The organism is Pseudonocardia benzenivorans CB1190 (assembly GCF_000196675.2).
Taxonomy (GTDB): domain Bacteria; phylum Actinomycetota; class Actinomycetes; order Mycobacteriales; family Pseudonocardiaceae; genus Pseudonocardia; species Pseudonocardia benzenivorans.
In genome coordinates this window covers 2,587,001-2,602,102 of record NC_015312.1, presented here as the reverse complement: position 1 = coordinate 2,602,102, position 15,102 = coordinate 2,587,001, and the positions used below count along the sequence as shown (strand labels likewise).

At 74.2% G+C, this 15,102-nt stretch carries 13 protein-coding genes; 4 read left to right on the top strand and 9 right to left on the bottom strand.

Annotation, left to right across the window (positions count from 1 at the left end):
- Window positions 1–46 precede the first annotated feature (46 nt).
- Window positions 47–307 (bottom strand): hypothetical protein, encoded by a 261-nt coding sequence (locus PSED_RS12395; protein WP_233899396.1) that lies wholly within the window; start codon window positions 305–307, stop codon window positions 47–49.
- Window positions 308–594: 287 nt separating this feature from the next.
- On the opposite strand from PSED_RS12395, the gene PSED_RS12390 reads away from it, so the two are divergent.
- Entirely contained in the window at window positions 595–1,845 is a 1,251-nt protein-coding gene (locus PSED_RS12390; protein WP_013674581.1) for an IS110 family RNA-guided transposase, read from the top strand.
- Window positions 1,846–1,856: 11 nt separating this feature from the next.
- On the opposite strand, the gene PSED_RS12385 is transcribed toward PSED_RS12390, so the two are convergent.
- The 4 genes from PSED_RS12385 to PSED_RS12370 form a co-directional block, all read right to left on the bottom strand.
- Window positions 1,857–3,269, bottom strand: a complete 1,413-nt coding sequence (locus tag PSED_RS12385; RefSeq protein ID WP_013674580.1) for an amidase — start codon at window positions 3,267–3,269, stop codon at window positions 1,857–1,859.
- Window positions 3,270–3,501: 232 nt separating this feature from the next.
- Window positions 3,502–4,164 carry a GntR family transcriptional regulator gene (locus PSED_RS12380; RefSeq protein ID WP_233899449.1) on the bottom strand — a complete coding sequence of 221 codons (663 nt, stop codon included), beginning with the start codon at window positions 4,162–4,164 and terminating at the stop codon, window positions 3,502–3,504.
- 68 nt (window positions 4,165–4,232) lie between these two features.
- Window positions 4,233–4,838: a cysteine hydrolase family protein gene (locus PSED_RS12375; protein ID WP_013674577.1), complete on the bottom strand. Its 606-nt coding sequence runs from the start codon at window positions 4,836–4,838 to the stop codon at window positions 4,233–4,235.
- Window positions 4,835–6,499: a purine-cytosine permease family protein gene (locus tag PSED_RS12370; RefSeq protein ID WP_013674576.1), complete on the bottom strand. Its 1,665-nt coding sequence runs from the start codon at window positions 6,497–6,499 to the stop codon at window positions 4,835–4,837. Before PSED_RS12370 ends, PSED_RS12375 begins: the two co-directional genes overlap by 4 nt.
- A 378-nt stretch (window positions 6,500–6,877) precedes the next feature.
- On the opposite strand from PSED_RS12370, the gene PSED_RS12365 reads away from it, so the two are divergent.
- Window positions 6,878–7,216 carry a hypothetical protein gene (locus tag PSED_RS12365; RefSeq protein ID WP_013674575.1) on the top strand — a complete coding sequence of 113 codons (339 nt, stop codon included), beginning with the start codon at window positions 6,878–6,880 and terminating at the stop codon, window positions 7,214–7,216.
- 51 nt (window positions 7,217–7,267) lie between these two features.
- On the opposite strand, the gene PSED_RS12360 is transcribed toward PSED_RS12365, so the two are convergent.
- The 3 genes from PSED_RS12360 to PSED_RS12350 form a co-directional block, all read right to left on the bottom strand.
- The gene (locus PSED_RS12360; RefSeq protein ID WP_013674574.1) at window positions 7,268–8,038 is read right to left on the bottom strand and encodes an enoyl-CoA hydratase-related protein; all 771 of its coding nucleotides are present in this window, start codon (window positions 8,036–8,038) and stop codon (window positions 7,268–7,270) included.
- 97 nt (window positions 8,039–8,135) lie between these two features.
- Window positions 8,136–9,344, bottom strand: coding sequence for a cation:proton antiporter (locus tag PSED_RS12355; RefSeq protein ID WP_013674573.1), 1,209 nt, complete (start codon window positions 9,342–9,344; stop codon window positions 8,136–8,138).
- 368 nt (window positions 9,345–9,712) lie between these two features.
- The gene (locus PSED_RS12350; protein ID WP_013674572.1) at window positions 9,713–11,014 is read right to left on the bottom strand and encodes a S1C family serine protease; all 1,302 of its coding nucleotides are present in this window, start codon (window positions 11,012–11,014) and stop codon (window positions 9,713–9,715) included.
- 213 nt (window positions 11,015–11,227) lie between these two features.
- Here PSED_RS12350 and PSED_RS12345 point away from each other — a divergent pair, with 213 nt between their 5' ends.
- Window positions 11,228–11,563 (top strand): YrdB family protein, encoded by a 336-nt coding sequence (locus PSED_RS12345; protein WP_013674571.1) that lies wholly within the window; start codon window positions 11,228–11,230, stop codon window positions 11,561–11,563.
- An 83-nt stretch (window positions 11,564–11,646) separates the two neighbouring features.
- On the opposite strand, the gene PSED_RS12340 is transcribed toward PSED_RS12345, so the two are convergent.
- Window positions 11,647–13,305, bottom strand: coding sequence for a sigma-54-dependent Fis family transcriptional regulator (locus PSED_RS12340; RefSeq protein ID WP_202946369.1), 1,659 nt, complete (start codon window positions 13,303–13,305; stop codon window positions 11,647–11,649).
- Window positions 13,306–13,550: 245 nt separating this feature from the next.
- Between PSED_RS12340 and PSED_RS12335 the strand changes: the two genes are divergently transcribed.
- Window positions 13,551–15,065, top strand: coding sequence for a flavin-containing monooxygenase (locus tag PSED_RS12335; RefSeq protein ID WP_013674569.1), 1,515 nt, complete (start codon window positions 13,551–13,553; stop codon window positions 15,063–15,065).
- Window positions 15,066–15,102 lie beyond the last annotated feature (37 nt).

Here is a 15,102-nt window from a genome sequence, read left to right as displayed (position 1 = left end):
GAGCGGCCCGTGAGCGAGGCCTCGTCGCACGCAGCGCCCGGCGGGGTCAGGCCGGCGGGCCCGCCCACGGCGTCTCGGGGCCGACGGCGTCGGCCCGGAAGCGCAGCGCCGGGTCGAGGTAGCGCACCTCGACGGGCGCGTAGAGCGCCTCGACGCCCGCGCGGACACCCGGGTAGGCCGCGGCGTACGCCGCGATCTCGGCCTCGGAGGCCGGGATGCGTGCCTCGCGCATCAGCGAGCGGACGGTGTCGGCGGTGGCCGTGTCGATGGTGGTCGTGTCGGTGGTGGTCGTGTCGGTGGTGGTCATGTCGGTCTCCGGTCCCGGAACGGCGGCGGGGCTCACTGGTGCACCCTCCTTGTGTCCGAGTCGGATCGTTGATCCAGGATTCGGGCGCACCTGAGGTTCCCACCGGGCCATCGCCCTGCTCGCTCGACCTTCGAGGTCCGGCGTGAGTTCAGCGAGGTCCGGTGGCCCAGGACGCGCCGACTGGCTACAGGGCTGAGCACCGTCGAGTGCCGATCAGTGAGCGACCGGCTGCCGCGTCCCGGGACCACCGGGTGTCTTCCCACTGCGCCAACAGCGAGGAGACGACCATGAGTGTCACCGAGACCGCGCCGTCGGTCGACCCGCACCGCCCGACCGGCGGGGTGGACTGGGCCAAGGACGACCACGCCGTCTGCGTCCTCGCCCCGGACGGCGAACAGCTCCAGCGCTTCTCCGTCACCCACGACCGGACCGGGCTGCGCACGATGGTCGGGCGCCTGTCCAAGGCCGGGGTGGTCGAGGTCGGCATCGAGCGCCCGGACGGCCCCGTGGTCGACGCCCTGCGACAAGCCGGACTGGTCGTGTTCGTGATCCCACCCGGACAGCTCAAAAACCTGCGTTCGCGCTACGGCTCGGCCGGGAACAAAGACGACCGCTTCGACGCCTACGTCCTCGCCGACACCGTCCGAACCGACCGCCGCCGCCTGCGCCCCCTGCTGGTCGACACCCCCACCACCACCGCGCTGCGCCAGAGCGTGCGGGCCCGGCGTGACCTGGTCGCCCACCGTGTCGCGGTGGCCAACCAGCTGCGCGCTCACCTGCAGATCTGCCTGCCCGCCGTGATCGGGCTGTTCTCCGACATCGACTCGCAGATCAGCCTGCGCTTCCTGGAGCGCTTCACCACCCAGACCCAGATCGACTGGCTCACCCCACGACGACTGGCATCCTGGCTGGCATCGGTCGGCTACTGCGGCCGCATGGACCCCACCGTCCTGCACACCCGCCTGACCAGCGCACCCCGCGGCCACACCGGACCCGAAGCCGACACCGCTGCTGCGGTGACCGCCGCCTACGTCACAGTGCTGCGCACACTCACCACACAGATCGCCGAGCTCGCCGCCCGCATCAGCGAGCAGCTCGATCTCCACCCCGACGCACAGATCTTCACCAGCCTGCCCCGCGCCGGCCGAGTCCGCGCCGCACGCATGCTCGCCGAGATCGGCGACGCCCGCGGCCGCTTCCCCACCCCGGACTCGCTGGCCTGCCTCGCCGGGGTCGCACCCTCGACCCGCCAGTCCGGCAAGGCCCGCGCCGTGTCGTTCCGCTGGGGCGCCGACAAACAACTCCGCGACGCCATCTGCGACTTCGCCGGCGACAGCATCAAAACCAACCCATGGGCCGCCGACCTCTACCAACGAGCCCGAACCCGCGGTCACGACCACCCCCACGCCGTCCGCGTCCTGGCCCGAGCCTGGATCGGTGTCATCTGGGCCTGCTGGCACAGCCACACCCCCTACGACCCCGACCGACACCACGCCCTTCAACGCGTCCTCAACCAAGATCAACCAGCGGCGGCTTGACACAGGGCAACTCACGCGGCGACCGCCTCGTCGCCTGCGGCGAGGGCGGGTACGCGCAGATGGTGGGTGGTGCGGGCCTGGAACGCGCTGCCCGCGCGCAGCAGCGTCGCCTCCTCGAACGGGCGCCCGGCCAGCTGCAGCGACAGCGGCATCCCCGACGCCGTCGCGCCCATGGGCAGCGCGAGCACCGGGTTGCCGACGGAGTCCCAGTAGCCGGTGTGGATGTGGGCGAACAGCTCCATGATCTCCGTCGTGCCGTCGAGGTAGCCCTGCAACGCGGGCGCGCCGACGGAGATCGTCGGACAGGCGACGACGTCGACCTCGGCGAACAGCCGGCCCAGCGCGAGCTGCCCGGCGCGGCGCATCCGCTGGGCCTGCACGTAGTCGGCGCCCGACACCATGGCGCCCCGGGCGATCATCGCGCGGGTGGCGGCGAAGTAGTCGTCCCAGCGCGTCGTCATGTCGGTGCGGTGGTAGGCGAGCGCCTCGCAGGCCATCGTCACGATGTCGGCGGTCATCAGCTCCGCGCGCAGCGGCAGGACGACCTCGACCGTCGTGGCGCCCGACGCCTCCAGCTGCGCGACGGCGGCGTCGAACGCGGGGGCGAGTGCCGGGTCGGCGCCATCGGGGAAGTGCCCCTCGCGCACGACCCCGATACGCATCCCGGAGAAGTCGTCACCGACGGGCTCCGCGGTGAACGGTGCGTCGACGCAGTCGGGGTCGCTCGCGTGCGACCCGGCGATCACCGCGAGCACGGCGGCGCAGTCGGCGGCCGACCGCGCCATCGGGCCGATGTGGTCGAGGCTGTAGCCCAGCGGGACGCAGCCGGACTTGGGCACCCGGCCGAACGTCGGCATCAGACCGGTGATCCCGCACAGCGCCGCCGGGATGCGGATGCTGCCGGCGGTGTCGGTGCCCAGCCCCGCGAGGAACATGCCCGCGGCCACGCCCGACCCGGTCCCCGAGCTCGACCCACCGGGCCAGGTCTCGAGGTCCCAGGGGTTGCGCGGCACCGGGAACGGCTTGCCGAGGTCGGGCATGCCGCACGCGAACTCCATGGTCGTCGTCTTGCCGGTGATCACCGCGCCCGCGGCCTTGAGTCGGGCGACGACCGGGGCGTCCTTCCCGGCGCCCCAGCTGCGGTCGAGGACCAGCGACTGCGCGGTCGTCGGGCCCTCCGCCATCGCGATGATGTCCTTGACGCCGAAGGGGATCCCGTGCAGCGGGCCGCGGTCGTGGCCCGCCGCGAGCTCGGCGTCGGCCCGGTCGGCGGTCGCGAGGGCGTACTCGTCGAACCGGGCGAGGTAGGTGCCGACGCGCGCGTCGAGCCGGTCGGCGGTGGCGATCGCGGCCTCCGTGAGGGCGCGGCTGGTCGTGGTGCCGGCGCGCAGGGCCGCGGCGGCGTCGGTCAGGGTGAGGGACACGGGTGGGCTCCGATCGGAGTCGGGGTCGGGGCCCCGGCGGCCGGGAGGACGCCGGGGAAGGGCAACGGTCGCGGAGAACGGCGCAGGAAGGACAGCGCAGGAAGGACAGCGCGGCAAGGACAGGGGTCGACCGTCAGGGCAGGCAGGGGCGATGGTCAGAGCAGGCCGGACGCGGTGGCCCGGCAGACGAACCGGAACCGGTCCGGGCGGATGCGCAGGAACGCCACGTCGATCACGCGCCCGCCGGGGTCGGTGATCGTCTGCTCCACCGCGAGCAGCGGGGCCCGGCCGCGAGCCCGAGCAGCTCGGCGGTGCCGGCGTCGGCGGGCACGCAGTCGATGACGAACTCCGACTCCCCCAACACCACGCCCGCGTCGGCCATGAGCTGGTACCAGTGCCCGTGGAACGACGTGGCGAGCAGCCGCTGCGCCTCCGGGTGGACGACGTAGTTGGTCGCGACGGCGCTGGGCAGGCCCTCGGTCATCGCGACGTACTCCAGGCGCAGCACGGGCGTGCCCGGCTCGACGCCCAGGGCCTCGGCCAGCGTGACCGGCGCGGGCACCGTCGACCGGTCCAGCACCCGCGGCGGTGTCGTGACGGCGTACATCGGCCCGCGGGTGACGCCGAGGGCCTCGTCCATCTCGGTGCGCGGCGGGTCGGCCATCACGTGGGTACCGACGCCCGGGAGCCGCTCGATCAGCCCTTCCGAGCGCAGCATCGCCAGCGCCTCCCGCACGGCCGCGCGGGTGGCGCCGTACGCCGACATCAGGTCGGTCTCGGAGGGCAGCGCACCCTCGGGGAACCGGTGGGCGAGCAGCGCGGCGCGCAACAGGTCGCGCAGCCGCCGGACGTCCTCGCCGCGACGGACACCCGGTCGTCGTCGCGGAACCGGCATGCTCACAGCACCCGACGATAGGAACGCGCCGTTGCGCCCGGGTGGCGCGGACATCACCGACACGTTGCTCATGCGCCCGTCACGGCGGGCACGGCACCGGCGACGTGCTCTGCGACGGTGCGGACCGTCGCGAACCCGCACTCGCCCATGACCTCGACGCCCGCCTCGTGCAGCCGTGGGGTGGCGGCGGCGCAGGCGTCGGCGAGCAGGGTCACGCGGTAGTCGCGCATGAACGCGGCCCGGACCGTCGACTCCACGCAGATGTTCGTGACGACGCCGCACACGGCCAGCTCGTCGACACCCAGACCGCGCAGCAGCGGGTCGAGCGAGGTCCACAGGAACGCGTCGAACCGGCACTTGTCGACGGTGAGGTCGGCGGGCGTCCAGCCGAGGTCGTCGACGACCTGGGCGTCCCAGGTGCCGAGCAGCAGTCCGTCGAGGGCCGCGAGGGCGCCGTCGCGGCGCAGGTTACGTCCCTCGTCGGCGCGTCCAGGGCGGTAGAGGTGCCGGGTGAAGACGACCGGCGTGCCGGCCTCGCGCGCCGCGTGCACGGCGGTCGCGGCGTGGGCGACGGCCGCGTCCACGCCGGCGAGGCCCAGCCCGACCCGCGGCACGGAGCCCTCCGGCCGGCAGAAGCCGTTCTGGAGGTCGACGACGAGCAGTGCGCCGGTCATGGTGTCGCCTCCGTGACGATCGCGGCGGTCGGGACGGCGGGCCTGGCCGCGGGCAGACCGAGGTCGGTGGTCCGGCCCGGCAGCCAGGCGTTCGGTTTGCAGGAGTCGTGGCAGGACCCCTCGGTGGAGCAGCACAGCGAGCAGATGGCGCCCTGGTGGAACGGGCAGGTCGCCATGTCCACCAGCTCGTAGGTGCCCGCGCACCGCACGCACGTCGCGTCGGTGGCGCCCTCGGGGAACTCGCTGGTCCGCGCCTCGTAGAAGCGGCCCTTGGTGAGCACCGCGAGCACCGGCGCCAGCACCAGCGCGAGCACGAGGGAGACGAACGGGGCGAGCGCGGCCATCGTCGAGCCCATGGCACCGAAGTAGGCGACGAGCGAGAACACCGCCGCGATCACCATCGACCCGAAGCCGACGGGGTTGACGTTGAACATGTGCGCACGGCGGAACTCGACGTGCCGCGGGCCGATCCGCAGCCAGCGTGTGACGATCACCAGGTCGGCGACCATGGCGCCGATCCAGGCGATGCCGACGTTGGCGTACACGCCGAGCACCGTGACGATGTGGTCGAAGATGTCCAGCTCCATCAGCACCAGTGACAGCGCGACCTGGAAGACCACCCACACCGCGCGGCCGGGGTGGCGGTGCAGGACGCGGGAGAAGAAGTTCGACCACGACAGCGAGCCGCTGTAGGTGTTCATGATGTTGATCTTCACCTGGGACAGCAGCACGAGGACCCCGGCGAGCACGAGCGCGACGGTGTGGTTACCGGTGAGCCGCTGGTACACGGTGGTGAACAGGTCGACCGGGAGTGCGACCTGGTCGGCGGACGCCTGGGTGTCGGCGTACCCGACGAGCAGCGTCGAGGCGAAGAAGATCACGAGGGCGAAGAACGCGAAGCCGGGGCCGCCCATGATCACCGCGGCGCGCCAGCGACCCCGCTTCCCGGGCCGGGGGTCGGGCATCAGCCGCAGGTAGTCCCCCTGCTCCCCCACCTGCGTCGCCAGCGAGAGGTTCGCCGCCGCGATGACGAACACCGCGACGAAGCTGAGCCCGACCACCGACGCGGCGCCGCCCTGCGGCTGCGGGTTCACCATGTGGGCACCGGCGTCGGGCGCGGTGGCGGCGGTGACGACGGCGATCCCGATGAGCGCCACCCACAGCGGCCAGGTCCAGGCCTGGAACTTCGAGCTGAAGCTCATCCCGTAGAGCGTCAGCGGGATCATCACGGCCGCGACGACGACGTAGGACCAGTGGATGTCCAGCCCGGTCAGCGCCGTGACGGCCTGGGCCATGATCGCGCCCTCGTAGGCGAGGAAGATCAGCGTGTACGTCGCGTAGACCAACGACGTCACCGTCGAGCCCAGGTAGCCGAAGCCGGAGCCGCGGGTGAGCAGGTCGATGTCGATGTGCTTGCGGGCGATCGCGAACGCGATGACGATCGTCAGCGGCAACGTCACGGCGCTCGCGATCACGAAGCCCCACACGGAGTTCGTGAACCCGAACTCGTTGACGAAGGCCGCGTCGAGCGCGTAGCCGGCCATCGCCGACAGCCCGACCAGGCACGACAGGAAGACCATCCACGGCGACCAGCTGCGGAACGAGCTCGGCGTGTACCGCAGCGAGTAGTCCTCCATCTGCGGGTTGTCGGCGACTTTCACGGGCGGGCCTCCCGGTGCTCCTCGATGACGAGCGAAAGCTAGGAAGCGCGCATTGCGTCCCGATGACGCGCCGCGTTGCGCCGGGTTGCGCCGCGCCCGGCCTGGCGTCCGAGCCCGCGACGTGCGCGAACCCACGCGATGATCGGAGCCGCGCCGAAGCCGGGCCCGCTGCGCCGCTCCCCTGCCACCCGTCGTCCGCACCGATCCGTCCGTGACCGCACCGGTCCGGCGTGACCGCGTCGGTCGATCGGGGGACACGGGGATCGTCCGTCGCGTCGACCGGCGGGCCGACGGGTGGAGGCCCGAGGCGGGGGCAGTGTCGGAGGCATCGGAGCGACGGCCCGGACCGGACGCCCCGCCCGACACCAGGAGGACGACATGAGCACCAGCACCGTCGAGGCCACCGAGACCACCACCGACGAAACCGGGACCACCACCGGGCCCCGCCGCACGCCCCGCGGGATCGAGGCGTTCGCGGCACTCGCCGCGATGGACTGCTACGGGTTCGGCATCGGCTACGACTACTACGGCGCGCTCTACGGCCCGGACCCCGAGTCCGACCCGCAGGCGCAGCCGGTGCGCGAGGAGCGCCGGGAGCGCAAGGAGCACAAGGAACACACGGAGCACACGGGGTTCGGCCGCGGACTCGTCGCCGCGGCAGCCGGGCTGGGTCGCGTATTCGGCTTCGGCGGCACGCCCGCCGGGGCGGCCCGCTGACCCGCCGGGCGGGCGCGGTCCCCGCGGCCGTACTCGCTGCGACGAACCGGGTCAGCGGCCGGTCCAGCGCGGCGGGCGCTTCTCCAGGAACGCGGCGATCCCCTCGGCCCGGTCGGCGGAGTCGGCGATCGCGACGCCGGCGACGGCCGTCGCGGTCCAGCCGCGTTCGTCGGGGAGCCCGGCGACGGCATCGACCGCGCGCAGCGTCGCCCGCACCGCGACCGGGGAGTTGGCACAGATCTGCTCGGCGAGTGCGACCGCGGCGTCCTCGGCGGCGCCGTCGTCGACGAGCTCGGAGACCAGGCCGAGGTCGAAGGCGCGCTGTGCCCCGATCGGCTGCCCCGTCAGCAGCATCTGCTTGGCGACGGTCAGCGGCAGCGGCCGCGGGGCCCGGAACAGCGCCCCGCAGTTGGCGACGAGGCCGCGCGCCACCTCGGGCAGCGCGAACCGCGCCGACCTCCCGGCCACGACGACGTCGCAGGCGAGCACGATCTCGAACCCGCCGCCGTAGGCGATGCCCTCGACGGCCGCGACCAGCGGTGTCGACCGCACCCGCCGGACGACGCCGTAGTTGCCGCCGCGCGGTGTCGGCTCGCCCGCGCCCCCGGCGAGGTCGGTACCGGCGCAGAACATCCCGGGCCCGCCGGAGAGGACCCCGCACCACAGGTCGGGGTCGTCCTCCAGGTCGTTGAGCGCGGCGTCGAGGGCGGCCGTCATCGCGGCGTCGACGGCGTTGCGCTTGGCCGGCCGCTCCATCCGGACGAGCAGCACGTGCCCGCGACGCTCGGTCGTCACCCGGTGCGGGGTGGCGGGCGCGGTCATCGCGCTCCCCCACCGGGGCGGTGCCGCGCACGGGCACCGGGGCGGTCGTCGGCCGGCCGGCTGTTGCTCACCGCCCCACTCTCGCAGACGCGCCGGGTCAGCCCGCGACCTCGTCGGGACGCCGCGCGACGACGTCGCGCCCGGTGTCGGGGCCGGGTCTGGTGATCGCGACCGCGACGGTCGGCAGCACGAGCACCGTCAGCACGGCGGCGCCGACGAGTGCTGCCCCGTTCTCGGGCAGCATCGTGCCGTTGCGCAGCCCGATCTGGGTCAGGGCGACGACCAGCGGGAGCGCGGTCGCCGTCACGAGCACCGTCTGGACCCGTTCGCGCAACGACAGCACCCGCAGGTAGACCAGCAGCGCGGGCAGCCCCCGGATGAGGATCATCAGCCCGAAGAACAGCAGGAGCCGCAGCGGCGCCGCCGCGATCGCCCGCACGTCGATGGTCATGCCGGAGTAGACGAAGAAGATCGGGATGAGGAACCCGTGCCCGGCGACGTCGAGCTTCTCCTCCAGCACGCGCGCGTTCCGCCCGGCCCACCGGCGCAGCACCATGCCCGCCACGAACGCGCCGAGCACCGCGTCGAGGTGGAACCGTTCGGTGACGGCCAGCAGCAGGACGAGCAGCAGCACGGTGAACCGCAGCGTGATCTGGCTGGTCTCGTGCTGGCGCTCGCTGATGATGTCGTCGAGCCGCCCACCGGGGCGCAGCACCCGCGCCGCGACGCCGAGCAGCACGGCGAGAACGACGACCGCGGCCAGCGAGAGCAGCGCGACGAAGCGGTTGCCGATGCCGAGGAAGACCGCGATCGCGAGGATCGGCAGCAGCTCGCCCGCAGCCCCGCCCGCCATCAGGTAGCCGCCGAGCCGGCCGCGCAGCATGTCGTTCTCGCGCAGGATCGGCACGAGCGTGCCGAGCGCGGTCGTCGTCATCGCCAGCGCGACGGGCACGAACGCCCGGACCAGACCCGCCCAGGCCAGCAGCCCGATGACCCCGAGCGCGAGCAGCAACGAGACGAACCAGGCCACCAGCGCCCGGCGGCCCGCGTCCTGTCGGTACAGCCGCTGGTCGATCTCGTAGCCGGCGAGCAGGAACACGAAGCCGAGCCCCAGGTCGGCCAGCGGCTCGATCGCCGTCGGGTCGGCCCAGCCCAGCACCGCGGGCCCGACGACGATCCCGCCCGCGAGCAGCAGCACGACCTGCGGGACCCGCAGCCGCGGGAGCAGCCCGAGCAGCAGCGGGGCGACGGCGGCCACGAGGGTGACCGCGAGGAGGCTCTGCAGCGCCTCGCCGACGTTCTCCACGCTCCCGGGGTCTCCTCGCGCCGTGGTCCGCCGGGCGCACCACCGTTCGGGGCCGCCCCGACACGGTCTCGGTCGGGCCTCCGCGATCGTTAGCCGCGCAGCGGGCGGCGGTGGATGCGCTGCCGCGGGGCGTGGCGGTGGCGGCCGTGTCGGCTCGCCCCGGGCGGCCCGCTCCGGGGCCGGCGACGGAGGACCGGTCCCGGGCCGGAACGCTCCCGCCGGTACCGCGCGAGAAGGGCGATGCGCGGCCCGGGACCGTCCTCCGTCCGGGGCCTCCGACTGGCCCCCCTGTGGAGGCCCCGTACCCGGACAACGCGGCGGAACCCGGATCCGGCGTGCCAGGTCACCCGTTCGTGGCGGAGCGCGGGTCAGGCCGCGGGGCCCGCGGCGAGCGTCACGGTCGCCGTCCGCGCGCTCCCCGACGCGTCCGACCAGCCGATCTCCACGTGGTCGCCGGGCCGGTGCGCGGCCAGTGCCGCCGAGAGCGCGTCGGGGCCGTCGACCGGCGTCGCGCCGACGGACGTGACGACGTCGCCCGCCGCCAGCCCCGCCGCGGCGGCGGGCCCGCCCGGCACGACGCCCGAGACGACGGCGCCCTCGGCTGCCGGGTCGGCCACACCGCCCGCGCCCTGCGCCAGCTCGACCCCGAGGAACGCCGGGGTGCCCTGGGTGATCGCGTCGCTCTGCTCACCGGAGGTGATCTGCTGGGCGATGTCGAGTGCCGTCCCGATCGGGATGGCGAAGCCGACGGTGCCCGACGACGAGCCCGGCAGCGCCGCGGTCCGGAACGACGGCCCGGACGAGGCCGACGACGCCGCCGTGTCGATCCCGACGACCGCGCCGCCGGCGTAGAGCGGGCCGCCGGAGTCGCCCGCCTCGATCGCCGCGTCGACCTCGATCATGCCCGTGAGCTGCTCGGAGTCGCCGCCCGACTCGTCGCCCGCCGTGATGGCCTGGTCGAGCGCGAGCACGGTTCCCGGCGCGGCGCTGGGCGTCCCGCCGACGCCGCCCGCGTTGCCGACCGCGGTCACGGCCGTACCGGGCGCGACGGCGGCCTGCTGGGCCGAACTCGCCAGGACCGCGGGCGTGAGGCCGGAGGCGTCGGCGAGCCGGAGCACGGCGACGTCGTCGGTGGCGTCGGTGCCGACGACCGACGCCCGGTAGCTCGCGCCCGTCCCGACCACGGTGACGGTGATCGACGTGGCGTCCGCGACGACGTGGTTGTTGGTGAGAACCTCGCCGTCGGCGGTCAGCACCAGGCCGGTACCCGCGGCGCGCCCGGTGCCGTAGTCGAGGACGGTGTCGATGTCGACGACGCCGACCTCCTCCTGGGCCGTCGCGGCGCGGGTCGGGCCGCCCGTCCCCGAGCCGTCGTCCCCGGCGCCGGGCGGCAGGGCGACGTGCCGCGCGGCTTGCGCCGTGCCGGACGCGACGGTCGTCACCGCACCGGTGCCCACGACACCGGCCGTGACGGCCCCCGCACCCAGGACGGCCGCCGCCGCGGCCGCCGCGGCGGCGACGGCCCGCGACCGGCGGCGCGGCCGGCCGGACCGGGACGCGGCGCCGGGTCGGGCGTGGTCGTCGGGTCGGGCCTGGTCGCCGGGCTGTGGCCGGTCGTCGGGCTGCGGCCGGTCGGTCCGGGCCTCGTCGTCGTCGGGACGGTTCTGCATGACGCACCTCGGGATCGGGATCGGTTGCCCTCGTCGTCCGTGGTACGCGGCGAAAGGAAGACGTCGCTGTGAACGTCCTCGATGTCTGCTGAGACGGCACGCGGCCGCGGTCGGCCGCGTGACCGGGTTCGGCGGCCGTGGGGCCACGATGGTCGTACCCATTCGCCCGGCCGGCTGCCGACCCGGGCCGCCCGCCGACCGGAGACCAGACCCATGCGCGCCGCGAACCTCGCACTCAAGTTCCTGCTCGAGCTCTGCGCCTTCGTCGCGCTCGGCTACGCGGGCGCCCGGCTGTTCGACGGTGCCGGCGCGGTCGTCGCAGCGGTCCTGCTGCCCGCGGCGGCGATCGCCGTGTGGGCGCTGTGGTGCGCGCCGCGCTCCGCGCGGCGGCTGCCGACGCCCGCCCGCATCCCCGTGGAGCTGGGTGTGTTCGCGCTGGCGGCGGTGCTGCTGGGCGTGACGGGCGCGCTCGTGCCGGCGATCGTGCTGGCCGCCGTCATGGCGGTCAACGCCGTCCTGCTCTCGACACTGCACCAGTGGGAGGCCTGACCCCGCCGCCGCCCCGCCGCCGCCCCGCCGCCGCGCCGCAGCCACCGCCGACACGACCGCGGCACGGACGCCGGGCGGCCGCGTCACCCGGTGATGCCGTACTGGCGGATCTTGCGGTAGAGCGTCGAGCGGGCGAGACCGAGCGCGGCGGCCGCGGCGACCCGGTTGCCGCCGACGGCGCGCAGGGCGTCGACGATGGCGTCGCGCTCGACCCGGTCGACGGCCCGCAACGCGCTGCGCGGCATGCTCTGGCACGAGCCGGGCAGGTCGGCCACCTCGATGGTCCCGACGGGCCGGCGGTCCAGCGCCGCCGCAAGCGCCGCGCGCAGCTCCGCGACGTTGCCGGGCCAGCCGTGCCGGGCGAGCGTGCGCATCGCCTCCGCGGACACGCCGACCTCCCGGTGCGGGGCGAGCTCGCCGAGGATCGTCGCGACCAGCTCGGGCAGGTCGACGACGCGGGCACGCAGCGGCGGCACGGTGACCGAGCTGCGGAACCGGGCGAGCAGCCCGTCGTGGCGCGGCGGGGTCGCGGCGGTGGCGGCGACGGGGCGGCCGGCGGCGAGCAGGTCGGCGACGACCTCGTCGAGGATCCCGAGTGCGGCGGGCGTCAGCGCGTCCACGTCGCGCAGCACGAGCAGGGTGCCCCCGTCCAGCGACCGGATCCGGGCGAGGGCCCCGGCGGGTCGGGCCGTGACGTCCGCGGCCGCCACGACGTCCGCACCCGGCCCGCTCCGCCGTCCGGCGAGGTCGGTGAGCAGCCGGGTCCGCCCGCTCCCCGGTTCCCCGACGACGAGCAGCGCCCGGCCGGCCCGCAGCGCGTCCGCCACGCCGTCCCGAGCCGTCCGCCACGCCGGGGACCGGCCGTCGCCCGGGGGCGTCCCGTCGAGGCGCGCCGCCACCGACCCCACCGCCGCGGGCCCGTCGACCTCCCGGACGAGCGCCACCGTCCCGACGAGTCCCGCGACGTCGGCCCCCAGCTCGACGACCCGGGCGCGCAGCCGCACCTGGGCCCCGCTCGGCAGCGACACCACGTCGTCGAACGACCTCGCGCGGCGCATCACGAACCGCATGTGGTCCTGCAGCGCCTGCAGGTCGTGGGGATCGAGCAGGGTCTGCATCGCCGCGTTCGCGACGACGGCCCGGGTCCCCACGGCCAGGACCGCGTGCCGGCTGCGGGCGTCGAGGCGGGAGTAGGTCTCGAACAGCACGCGCTGGGCCTCGTCCCGGTCGCTCAGCAGGTTGTCCTGGATCCGCGCGGCGGCCGTGCGCACCAGGGAGTGCAGGACCGGCGAGGAGTACCGGGTCTCGCAGCTGATGTCGAGCACCCCCTCGATCCGGCCGGTCACCGGGTCGCGCACGGGTGCGCCCGCGCACGCGTAGGGCTGCAGTCGCTCGACGAAGTGCTCGGCCCCGACGACGTGCAGCGACTCCCCCGACTCCAGCACCGTGCCCACGCCGTTCGTACCGACCCGGCCCTCGGCGTAGTCGAAGCCCGCCGCGAAGTAGTTGTCGTCGGCGAGCCTGCCGACCCACGGGGTCGTGTCCCGGCGCACGAGCAGCCGCGCGCGGTCGTCGGTGAGGGCGACGCAGACCGGGATGTCGGCGATCTGGTCGGCGAGCTGTTCGATCACCGGGCGCGCGCAGTGGACCAGCCGCGAGCCGAAGTCCAGGCCCGGGTCGTAGTCGCTGACCAGCTCACCGGGGTCGACCCCGCTCTCGACGCTGCGCCGCCACGACGCCACGACCTGCCGTGGGACCCCGGCAGGTGGGGGGCGGCCCTGGCGAGGAACCCCGCCCGTGCGGACGTGAGCATCCTGATGTCGGCCAGGGCATCCCGCATGCAGCACCCCCGATGTGCGCGTCCTCACATCATGCCCGCGCGTCAACCCCTTGACGTGTCCGACTTCCGGACACGCCCGCCGACGCCGGATCCGCTTACGGTCGTAGCGCCGGAGTTCCCGGGTCAGCGCCGACCGGAAGGGCCGAGATGACGACGACCGTGCCGACCGAGCAGAGCAGCACCGCCGAACCCGACGTCCGGGACGAAGGGCACGTCGACGTGCTGATCGTCGGCGCCGGGGTGTCCGGAATCGGTGCGGCGCACCGGATGCGCACTTCGTACCCCGACCGGACGTTCATCGTTCTGGAGGCGAAGGACGACCGCGGCGGGACGTGGTGGACCCATCGGTTCCCCGGCGTCCGGTCCGACAGCGACCTGTTCACCTACGGCTACCGGCACAAGCCGTGGCGCGGGCCGTCGATCGCCGCCGGCGGGGCGATCCTGGACTACCTCGACGAGGTGATCGAGGAGGACGACCTGGCGTCGCGGATCCGCTACGGACACCGTGTCACCGGGGTGGAGTGGTCGTCGGCCGACGCGGCGTGGACCGTGCACGTCACCCGCGCGGACACGGGCGAACGGCTGCGGTTCACCGCGGGCTTCCTGCGGATGTGCCAGGGCTACTACGACCACGACACGCCGCACCGGCCGCAGTGGCCGGGGCTCGACCGTTACGAGGGTGTCCTCGTCCACCCCCAGAGCTGGCCCGACGACCTCGACCTCACCGGCAAGCGGGTGGTCGTCATCGGCTCGGGGTCGACGGCCACGACGCTCGTCCCTGCGATCGCCGAGAAGGCCGCGCACGTCACGATGCTGCAGCGCTCGCCGTCGTACTACTTCGCCCCGCCGACCACCCACGAGCTCGCCGCGCAGCTCGAGGCGCTGGACGTGCCGCCGGAGTGGACCTACGAGATCATGCGGCGCCAGTACACCGCGCAGCTCGACGAGATCGCCCGGCTGGGGACGGAGGCACCGGCCGACCTGCACGCGTTCCTGATGGCCGAGATGCTCCCGCACCTGCCGGAGGGCACCGACGTCGAGAAGCACTTCACCCCGCGCTACCGGCCGTGGCAGCAGCGGCTGGTGATGGTGCCCGACGGCGACATGTTCGCCGCGATGCGCGACGGCGCGGTCTCGATCGTCACCGACACCATCGAGGAGTTCACCGAGAAGGGGGTGAAGGTCGCCTCCGGGGAGGTGCTGGAGGCCGACGTCGTCGTCTCCGCGACCGGGTTCGACCTGTCGGTGTTCGGCGACATCCCGTTCCGCGTCGACGGCGAGCCCGTCGACTTCACCGAGCGCGTCACCTGGCGCGGGCTGATGATCAGCGGCGTCCCGAACATGGTCTACACGTTCGGCTACCTGCGCCACAGCTGGACCCTGCGGGTGGACCTCGTGGAGGACTTCGTCGAGCGGCTCGACGCGCACATGCGCGAACGCGGAGCGCGGACCGTCGTGCCCGCGCTGCGCCCGCAGGACGCGGACATGCCGCTGCTGCCCTGGATCGACGAGGACAACTTCAGCTCCGGCTACGTCATGCGCGGGCGGGACCGGATGTTCCGCCGCGGCGACCGGGAGCCGTGGACGCACCTGAAGGAGTACGCGCAGGAGCGGGAGACGATGCCCGCCGCCGACCTCGACGACGGCCTCGAGTACCGCTGATCCCCCGACCCCGACCACCGCACAGACAGGAGAACAC